The organism is Bacillus sp. EE-W1, assembly GCF_009760835.1.
Classification (GTDB): Bacteria; Bacillota; Bacilli; order Bacillales; family Bacillaceae_G; genus Bacillus_A; species Bacillus_A wiedmannii.
In genome coordinates this window covers 1-2,673 of the sequence record NZ_WIPE01000162.1, presented here as the reverse complement: position 1 = coordinate 2,673, position 2,673 = coordinate 1, and the positions used below count along the sequence as shown (strand labels likewise).

Below are 2,673 nucleotides of genomic sequence, written 5' to 3'. Positions count from 1 at the left end.
ACCTCCTATATAAAGTTCACCCACTGTTCCAATAGGGACAAGTTTTTGAGCTTTATTTAATACATATACCTCTACATTGGGAATAGATCGACCAATAGGTGGTGTCCCTTCACCACTATAAATTTCTATAGTAGCAACCGATGCCTCTGTTGGACCATATGCATTAATAAAGAGGTGATTTTTCACCCACCGTTTTGCCACTTGTTCACTACAGACTGAACCCGCAGAAATAACAGTTTGTAATTCCTCAAATTTAGATTCATCTAACAAATTAAGTACCGTAGGTGGTAAAAATGCATGCGTAATTTTATTTTCTAGCAAAAACTGAGTAAGTGGTTCAACTGGCATAATATCTTTTTGACCACATACATATAAAGTTCCACCCGACACCAGAGTTGCGAATATATCATATAGTGAAACATCAAATGCAATTGAAGAAAACTGAACTACCTTACTACTCGTATTTAATTTTGTAAAATCAATGCTGGCATTAATAAAATTGCATAGACCTTTTTGTGCATAAAGGACACCCTTTGGATTTCCTGTGGATCCAGATGTATAGATTACATATGCTAAATTATCTGGTTTAACTTCAATTGTAGGATTTGTATTTTTTTCTCTCGAAATATTCATTTCATGTTCTTTTATATCAATACAGTCTATTTCTTTAGGTATCCACTGTGTTAGATGACTTTGTGTTAGCAATACTTGTATGTTGGCATCTTTCAAGATATATTCAAGTCTCTTTGTTGGATAGGCTGGATCTAGTGGGACATATGCGCCACCAGCTTTTATTATTCCTAATATACTTACAATCATCTCTAAAGAACGTTCTATATAAACCCCTACCATACTTTCAGGTCCTACGTTTCGTTTCTTTAGATAAAAAGCTAATTGATTTACTTTTTCATTTAATTCCTTATAAGTTAACTGTTGTTCTTTATATACCAACGCAACAGAATTCGGATTCTGAATCACTTGCTGTTCAAATAACTCTTGAATCACCACATCTTTTTGATAATTCCCCTCTATGTTAGTCCATTCATGTAATAATTGCTTTTCTTCCTTCCTAGTAATTATTCTTAAATTCTCAATAGGTTCCTCCGGAAATTGTAAAATTTCATCTAGCCAAATTTCAAAAGATTGAGCCATTCTTTTTATTGTAGAAACCTTAAATAAGTCTGTATTATATTCAAAGTCCACTTGTAATCCTGTTGGTACCTCTTCCATTGCTATAGTTATATCAAACTTTGCACCATTCATATGTCTAGGCATTTTTTCTACGCTATGATCTAATAATTTTGGTAACTCTTTTAATTGATTATGAAAAACAAACATTGTCTGAAATAGTGGAGAATAACTCATATCACGTTCTGGTTGTATGGCTTCTATAACTTTTTCAAAAGGAACGTCCTGATTTTCTTGTGCATCTAACATTTTTTTCTTTATCTGTTGGACCAATTCTTTAAATGTTATATTATTTGAGCAATCTGCACGATAGACTACAGTATTCGCAAAGAATCCAATAAGATCTTCAACCCCTGGATAATTCCTATTAGCAATCGGGCTGCCTACTAAAATATCTTTTTGATTTGTATAACGAGAAAGAAACCCTTGATAACTTGCTAATAACGTGGCAAATAGTGTAACACCTTCCTTATAATTAAATACCTTTATTTTTTCTAACAATTTATTGGGTATGACAAATTGATACGTATCTCCATTATAGCTTTGTATTGTTGGACGAGGATAATCAAATGGGAGTTCCAATATAGGAAGGAAGCCACGTAATTCATTCCTCCAATATGCTATTTGTTTTTGTATTATGTCTTCTGTTAACCAGCTTTTTTGCCACTTTGTAAAATCAATATACTGAAAAGGTAAAGGGGAAAGCTTATCAGTTTCGTCTTCCAAAAATGCATGATAAAAACTCATCCATTCATTAATAAAAGTATCTAATGACCAGCGATCAAAAATAATATGATGGACGGTACAAAGAAGTACTAACTCTTCATTGTCCATTATTATTAAATGAGCACGCAATAAAGGCCCTTGGCTTAAATCAAATGGCTTTTCAGCTTCTATTTTCGATATTTTATCCATTTTCGATATTTTATCTTCTGGAGAAAGATAACATAAATCAATTACTGATAAGGGAACTGTTATATCTTTTTGAACAATTTGCACTGGTTTTCCGTCAATTTCTTGAAATACTGTCCGTAAAATTTCATGGCGATGTATCATTGCAGCATATCCTTTTTTTAACATCTCAACGTTCCATTTCCCTTTTAAACGCCATGCAATCGGGACATTGTAAAGTGCACTATTTGTTTCAATTTTATCCATTATCCATAAACGCTGTTGAGCGAAAGATAATGGTTCGTATTGTTCACGTTTAACTGATTGTAATGGTATTAAAACATCGCTTTCCCCCATTTTTTCCAATAAAAATGTTAAACGTTCTGAGAAACTTTTAATAGTAGGGTATTCAAATATGTCACGTACTTGTATTAGAATTGAAAAATCAACACCTAAACGTGAAGTTATTTTAGTTGCTAAGAGAGAATGTCCACCTAACTCAAAAAAATTAGCGTTTACCCCAATGACAGAGGAATCAATCCCTAATACCTCTGACCAAATTTCTACCAATTTTCTCTCTACTCTATTCCGAGG

At 32.9% G+C, this 2,673-nt stretch carries 1 protein-coding gene; it reads right to left on the bottom strand.

Translation table 11 applies throughout. From position 1 onward, the window contains the following. Positions 1-2,649: non-ribosomal peptide synthetase (locus GFJ36_RS28820; protein WP_242016049.1), on the bottom strand; the 2,649-nt coding region annotated here is incomplete at its 3' end. Positions 2,650-2,673 lie beyond the last annotated feature (24 nt).